1 protein-coding gene is annotated in these 7,695 nt (G+C 74.6%); it reads right to left on the minus strand.

Annotated features, from left to right (window positions below; translation table 11 throughout):
* A partial coding sequence (locus ABZ070_RS33775) for an amino acid adenylation domain-containing protein (protein WP_356639586.1) occupies window positions 1–7,695 on the minus strand: 7,695 nt, incomplete at both ends.

The following is a 7,695-nucleotide window of genomic DNA, read 5'->3' on the forward strand; positions in this document are numbered from 1 at the left end:
ACGAAGAAGCCGACGAGGTCGTCGAGGGCGTCGTCGGTGCGGCCGGCGATGGGGCTGCCGACGGGGATGTCGGTGCCGGCGCCGTGCCGGGTCAGCAGGGCGGCGAACGCGGCCTGCAGCACCATGAACAGGCTGGCCCGGCCGTCGGTGGCGAGGGCGGCGAGCCGCTGGTGCAGGGCGGGGTCGACGGTGAAGGGCACGGTGTCGCCGCGGTGGGTGGCGACGGCGGGCCGGGGCCGGTCGCAGGGCAGCTGCAGTTCCTCGGGGAGGTGGTCGAGCGCGGCGGCCCAGTGCGCCAGCTGGCGGGCGTGCCGGCTGGTGGGGTCGTCCTCGTCGCCGAGGAGGTCGCGCTGCCACAGGGCGTAGTCGGCGTACTGGACGGGCAGCGGCGCGAAGTCGGGGGCGCGGCCCGCGGCGCGGGCGGCGTACGCCTCGCCGAGGTCGCGGGCGAGCGGCGGCCAGGACCAGCCGTCGCCGGCGATGTGGTGCATCAGCAGCAGCAGGACGTGTTCGTCGTCGCCGAGGCGGAACAAGGTGGCGCGCAGCGGCAGTTCGCGGGCGAGGTCGAAGCCGCGGCGGGCGGCGCGGGTGAGGTCCGCGTCGAGGGTGTCGGCGTCGGTGTCGGCGGTCTCGAAGTGGGGTGCGGTGTCGTGGAGGATGTGCTGGCGCGGGACGCCGTCGTGTTCGGGGTAGACGGTGCGCAGTGCTTCGTGGCGGGCGGTGACGTCGGCGAGTGCGGCGCGCAGGGCGCCCTCGTCGAGGGGGCCGGTCAGCCGCAGGCTCATCGGGATGTTGTAGGTGGCGCTGGGGCCTTCCATGCGGTGCAGGAACCACAGCCGGTACTGCGCGAAGGACAGCGGTATCTCGTCGGTCCGGGTGCGGGCGGTGAGCGCGGGGCGGGCTTCCTGGGCGCCGTCGACGCGTTCGGCGAGCGCGGCGACGGTCGGGGCCTGGAACAGGTCGCGGACGGCGAGTTCGGCGCCCAGGACGGTGCGGATGCGGCTCAGCAGCCGGGTCGCGAGCAGCGAGTGGCCGCCGAGGTCGAAGAAGCTGCGGTCGACGCCGACCGCGGGCAGGCCCAGCACCTCGGCGAACAGGGTGGACAGGATCTCCTCGCGGCGGGTGCGCGGGGCTTGTCCTGCGGCCTCGTCGCCGAGGTCGGGGGCGGGCAGCGCGTCGCGGTCGAGTTTGCCGTTGGCGGTCAGCGGCAGCGTGTCGAGCAGGACGTAGGCGGCGGGCGCCATGTGGGCGGGCAGGCGCCCCGCGACGAGGTCGCGCAGTTCGCCGACGAGCCGGCCGTCGTGGCGGCGGTGGGCGGGGTCGTTGGCGAGGGTCCGGTCGCCGCCGTGCGGCAGGTAGGCGGTGCCGTCGCCGGCGTACGCGTCGAACGTGTCGTCGTCCTCGCCCCAGGTGCAGACGGCGCCGAGGGCGTACACGCTGTGCGGGTCGAGACTGCCGGCGGGTGCGGGTGCGTCGAGGAGGGCGCAGGCGTCGGCGAGCGCACCGCGCTCGAGTGCCCGGCGTGCGCGGATCTCGTGCACGAGGCGGGCGTTGGGTATGCCGGTGATGCGCACGGGGCGGGGGCCGGCGACGACGCGGGCGAGTTCGTCGAGGGTGTCGAGGTCGCTGCCCCAGTGCAGGGTCTCGGTCGGCGGGTCGGTGGGTTCGCCGCCGCGGCGCAGGGTGACGTCGTAGCGGTGGCGGCTCATCTCGTTGTGGTGGGCGCCGGTGCGCAGGGTGATGTCGGCGCAGGTCAGGTGCGGGTCGCGGGCGACGAGGCCGGGGAAGAAGTCCGGGTCGAGCAGGAGTTCCTTCTCGGTGGTGAGGGACTGCTCGACGGCGCGGCGTACGGCGGCGGGGTCGGCGAAGGCGCCGGCGCGGCGCAGTTCGACGGCGGTGCGGAAGGCGGTGAGGGTGCGCAGGTTGCGGATGTCGCCGAGGAAGATCGTGCCGCCGGGGGCGAGGAGTTCGGCGGCCCGGTGCAGGACGTCGGCGAGGTAGCGGGCGTCGGGGAAGTACTGGACGACGGAGTTGAGGACGATCGTGTCGAAGTGTCCCTTGGGCAGGTCGTCGGTCTCGTGGGCCGCCCGGGCGCGGACGGTGACCTTGTCGGCCAGGTCGGGCCGGGCCTGGAGGTGGTTCGTGAGCTGGGCGACGACGCTGTGGGAGAGGTCGGTGCCCCAGTACTCGTCGACGTGCGGTGCGACCTGGGACAGGATCAGGCCGGTGCCGCAGCCGATCTCCAGGACGCGTGCGGGGCGCAGGGCCAGGACACGTTCGACGGTGGCGGCGCGCCATTCGCGCATCTCCTGCAGGCCGATCTCCTCGGCGGTGTAGCTGCTGTTCCAGCCGGAGAAGTCCTCGCCGAAGGCGCGGCCGGGTTCGGCCTCGTACAGCGATTCGTAGGTCTGCTGCCACATGTCGACCTGGTCGGTGCCCTCCGCTCCGTCGCCCGGGCCGCTGTCGGCGGTGGTGTCGCGTACGACGTAGGCGACGAGCTGTTTGTCGCCGGCGGTGTCCTCGCGGGCGATGACGGCGCCGGCGGCGACGGCGGGGTGGGCGGTGAGGGCGGCCTCGATCTCGCCGGGTTCGACGCGGAAGCCGCGGATCTTGACCTGCTGGTCGGCGCGGCCGGCGAAGTGCAGCTGCCCGCCGGTGTCCAGGCGTGCCAGGTCGCCGGTGCGGTACATGCGGGTGCCGGTCTCGCCGAACAGCAGGGCGTACGGGTCGGGTACGAAGCGCTCGGCGGTCAGCGCGGGGCGGCCCAGGTAGCCGCGGGCGAGGCCGGCGCCGGAGACGTACATCTCGCCGGTGACGCCGGGCGGCACGGGCCGCAGCCGCTCGTCGAGGACGTAGACGCGGGCGTGGGCGACGGGCCGGCCGATGGGCAGGGCCGTGCCGTCGGTGGCGGGGGCGCTCATGGTGGCGCACACGGTGGTCTCGGTGAGCCCGTAGGCGTTGACCATGCGGCGGCCGGGTGCGAAGCGGGCGATCTGGTCGGGGGCGGTGGCGTCGCCGGCGACGATCAGGTCGGTTCCGGGCGGCAGGGCGCCGTCGGGCAGGGCGGGCAGGGCGCTGGGCGGCAGGGCGATCAGGGTGATGTGGCGGTCGTGGACGAGCCTGGCCAGCGACGGGCCGGGCAGCAGGTCGTCGGCGTCGGCCAGGACGAGTCCGGCGCCGGTCAGCAGCGCGGAGGTGAGCTCCCACAGGGCGGCGTCGAAGCTGATGGACGCGAAGTTCAGGACGCGGCTGTGGGTGCCGAGGCCGAAGGCGGCGGCCTGGGCGGGCAGTGTCGCGGCGGCCGCGCGGTGCGCGACGACGACCCCCTTGGGCAGGCCGGTGGAGCCGGAGGTGTAGATGACGTAGGCGGCGTGTGCGGGCAGCAGCGGCGCGCTGCGGTCGGCGTCGGTGAGGTCGCTGTCGTCGTGGGCGGACAGGTCCGCGGGCAGGGCGGTGAGGACGAGCGCGGGCGCCGCGTCGGAGTGCATGTGGGCGATGCGGTCGGCCGGGTAGTCGGGGTCGACGGGCAGGTAGGCGGCGCCGGACTTCCACACCGCGAGCAGGGCGGTGATCAGGTCGAGGGAGCGCGGCAGCTGGAGGGCGACGACCTGTTCGGGGCCTGCGCCGTGGGTGACGAGGTGGCGGGCGAGGCGGTTGGCGCGGGCGTTCAGCTGGGCGTAGGTGAGTGACCGGTTCCCCATGACCAGTGCGGTGGCCTCGGGGGTGCGGGCGGCCTGCGCCTCGAACAGGGCGGTGAGGGTGTGCTCGCCGGGCGGGGGCGCGTCGGTGGTGTTGAGGGTGACCAGCAGGCGGTGGCGTTCGGCGCCGTCGAGCAGGTCGATGGAGCCGATGGTGCGCTCGGGTTCTTCGGTGACGGCGTCCAGCAGGCGCACCAGGCGGGCGCCGAGGGCTTCGACGGTGGCGCGGTCGAAGAGTTCGGTGCTGTATTCCCAGTCGCCGCGGATGCCGGTGCGGGTGCCGTCGGCGGCGTGTTCCTCGATGACGGCGAGGCCGAGGTCGAACTTGGCGAAGCCGACGCGGACCGGTTCGGGCGCGACGGCCAGGCCCGGCAGGGCGAGGTCGGCGGCGGGCATGGACTGCAGGGCCAGGACGACCTGGAAGAGCGGGTTGCGGGCCAGGGTGCGCTCCGGGTTGACCTCTTCGACGAGCTTTTCGAAGGGCAGGTCCTGGTGCGTGTAGGCGGCGAGGTCGAACTGCCGTACCCGCTGCAGCAGTTCGCGGAAGGTGGGGTCGCCGGAGGTGTCGGTGCGCAGGACGAGGGTGTTGACGAAGAAGCCGACGAGGTCGTCGAGGGCGTCGTCGGTGCGGCCGGCGATGGGGCTGCCGACGGGGATGTCGGTGCCGGCGCCGTGCCGGGTCAGCAGGGCGGCGAACGCGGCCTGCAGCACCATGAACAGGCTGCTGTCGCATGCCTTGGCCAGCGCGGTGAGCCGCTCGTGCAGGTCGGCGTCGATCCGGAAGGGCACGGTGGCGCCCTGGTGGCTCGAGGCGGCGGGCCGGGGCCGGTCGCAGGGCAGGTCCAGGTGTGCGGGCGCGCCGCTCAGCGCCTGGCGCCAGTGGGTGAGCTGGGCGCCGTGCAGGCTGGTGGGGTCGTCGGCGTCGCCGAGGAGGTTCTGCTGCCACAGGGTGTAGTCGGCGTACTGGACGGGCAGCGGCGCGAAGTGGGGGGCGCGGCCCGCGGTGCGGGCGGTGTAGGCGGTGGCCAGGTCGCGGGTCAGGGGCGCCAGTGACCAGCCGTCGCCGGCGATGTGGTGCAGCAGGAGCAGCAGGACGTGTTCGTCGTCGCCGAGGCGGAACAAGGTGGTGCGCAGCGGCAGTTCGCGGGTGAGGTCGTAGGGCTGGGCGGCGGCCTCTTCGAGCAGGCCGGCGAGCCGCTGCTCGTCGGTGGGGACGGTGTCGAGGCCGGGGACCGCGTCGGTGGGGGCGAGGATGTGCTGGTAGGGCTCGCCCGCGTGGCTGGGGTAGAGGGTGCGCAGCGTTTCGTGGCGGGCGGTGACGTCGGCGAGCGCGGCCTGCAGGGCGGCGGTGTCGAGGGTGCCGGTCAGCCGCAGCGCGAGGGGGATGTTGTAGGTGCTGTTGGGTCCGTCGAGGCGGCCGAGGAACCACAGGCGGCGCTGGGCGTGCGACAGCGGGAGCCGGTCGGGCCGGGGGGCAGGGGTGAGCGCGGGGCGGGCTCCGGCGGCCTGGCCGAGGCGTGCGCCGAGGCCGGCGACGGTGGGCGCCTCGAACAGGTCGCGCAGGGAGATTTCGACGCCCAGGACGGTGCGGATGCGGGAGATGAGGCGGGTGGCGAGCAGCGAGTGGCCGCCGAGGTCGAAGAAGTTGTCGTCGATGCCGACCTGCGGCAGCTTCAGCACGGCGGCGAACAGGGTGGCGAGGATCTCCTCGCGCGGGGAGCGCGGGGTGCGCTGCACCGCGGCGGCGGCCTGCGGTGCGGGCAGGGCGGCCCGGTCGAGTTTGCCGTTGGCGGTCAGCGGCAGCGCGTCCAGGGTCACGATCGCGGCGGGCACCATGAAGTCGGGCAGGGTGCGGGCGAGTTCGCCGCGTACCGCTGCCGCGTCCAGGCTCTGCCGGGCGGCGGGGACGGTGTAGGCGACGAGGCGTTTGTCGCCGGGCCGGTCCTCGCGGACGACGACGGCGGCGTGGGCGACGGCGGGCAGGGCGGTGAGGGCGGCCTCGATCTCGCCGGGTTCGATGCGGAAGCCGCGGATCTTGACCTGGTGGTCGGCGCGGCCGGCGTAGTCCAGGTGCCCGTCGGTGTTCCAGCGCCCGAGGTCGCCGGTGCGGTACATGCGGGCGCCGGGCTCGGGGGCGTAGGGGTCGGCGACGAAGCGTTCGGCGGTGAGCTTGGGCCGGTGCAGGTAGCCGCGGGAGACGCCGGCGCCCGCCAGGTACAGCTCGCCCACCGTGCCGGGCGCCACCGGGCGCAGTGCGCTGTCCAGGACGTACACGCGGGCGCCGGTGACGGGGCGGCCGATGGGGGCGGGCTCGTTCCAGGCGGCGGGGTCGGCGGGCAGGGCGGTGCCGGTCATCACATGGGTCTCTGCGGGCCCGTAGTGGTTGTGCAGCCGGCGGCCGGGCACGGCGGCGGTGAACTCGCGCACGGTGCGGGTGGGGGCGAGGGCCTCGCCGGCCTGGGCGATGTGGCGCAGCTCGGGCAGGGTGCGGCCCTGCTCGGCCGCGGCCTCGGCGACGGCTTCGATGACGAGGTTCGGTGCGTACAGCTCGGCGATGTGCTGCGTCTGAAGCCAGTCGGTGAGCTGTTCGGCGCTGCGGCGGACCTCTTCGGAGGGGACGACGAGGGTCTTGCCGTGCAGCAGGGCGGAGAGGATCTCCTGGGCGGCGACGTCGAAGCCGATGGTGGTGAACTGGGCGACGCGGGTGCCCGCGCCGCCGGGTATCTCGCGCTGGTGCCAGGCGAGCAGGTTGACCAGGGCCTGGCCGGGCATGACGACGGCCTTGGGGGTGCCGGTGGAGCCGGAGGTGTAGATGACGTACGCCGGGTGGGCGGGCAGCAGCGGTGTGGTGCGCTCGGCGTCGGTCAGGTCGGCGCCGTCGTAGGCGGACAGGTCCTGGCCGGTCTCCTGGGCGGTGAGGACCACGGCGGGGCGGGCGTCGGCCATCATGAACGCGATGCGTTCGGCCGGGTAGGCGGTGTCCACCGGCAGGTAGGCGGCGCCGGTCTTCAGGACGGCCAGGAGTGCGACGTACAGCTCCGGGCCGCGCGGCAGGCGCAGGGCGACGACCTGTTCGGGGCCCGCGCCCTGCTCGACGAGGCGGCGGGCGAGCCGGTTGGCGCGCAGGTTGAGCTCGGCGTAGGTCAGTGAGGTGTCGCCCACGACGAGGGCGGTGGCCTCGGGGGTGCGGGCGGCCTGCGCCTCGAACAGGGCGGGCAGGGTGGCGGGCTGCTCGGCGTCGCCGGTCTGGTTGAACTCGTGCAGGACCTGGCGGCGTTCGGTGTCCAGGAGCAGGTCGAGGCGGCCGACGGGCAGGCCCGGGCCGTGTGCGGCGATGTCGGCCAGCAGCGCGTCGAGCCGGCTCAGCAGCCGTCGGGCGCCGGCCTCGTCGAGGACGTCGCCGCGGTGGTCGAGGCGGAAGCGGATGCTCGGGCCGGGGATGGCGAGCAGGCTCAGCGGGTAGTGGGTGGCGTCGCCCACCTCGAAGCCGGCCAGGCGCATGCCGCGTGCTTCGGCGGTCAGAACGGCCGGGTCGAGCGGATAGTTCTCGAACACGACGACGGTGTCGAAGAGTTCGCCGGTTCCTGCGGCGGACTGGACCTCGGTCAGGGACAGGTGGCGGTGCTCGATGAGCGCGGCCTGTTCCTGCTGGACGCGGCCGAGGAGTTCGGCGAGGGTCTCGAAGGGCCGGATGCGGGCACGGACCGGCAGGGTGTTGATGAACATGCCGATGGTCGACTCGATACCGGGGATCTCCGGCGGCCGGTGGGCGACGGTCGCGCCGAACACGACGTCGTCGCGGCCCAGTTCACGGCCGAGGAGCAGCGCCCAGGCGCCCTGCACCAGGGTGTTGAGGGTCAGGCCCGCCGCGCGGGCGTGCGCGGTGAGTCGCGCGGTCGTCGCCTCGTCGGTCTCGTGCCAGATCTGTCCGGGCAGGGCGGCCGCGCCGGCGCCGCCGCGGCCCGCTCCGGCGCCCGCGAGCAGGCTCGGGCCCTCC

The sequence above is a fragment of the Streptomyces sp. NPDC006283 genome, assembly GCF_040613325.1.
Lineage (GTDB): Bacteria > Actinomycetota > Actinomycetes > Streptomycetales > Streptomycetaceae > Streptomyces.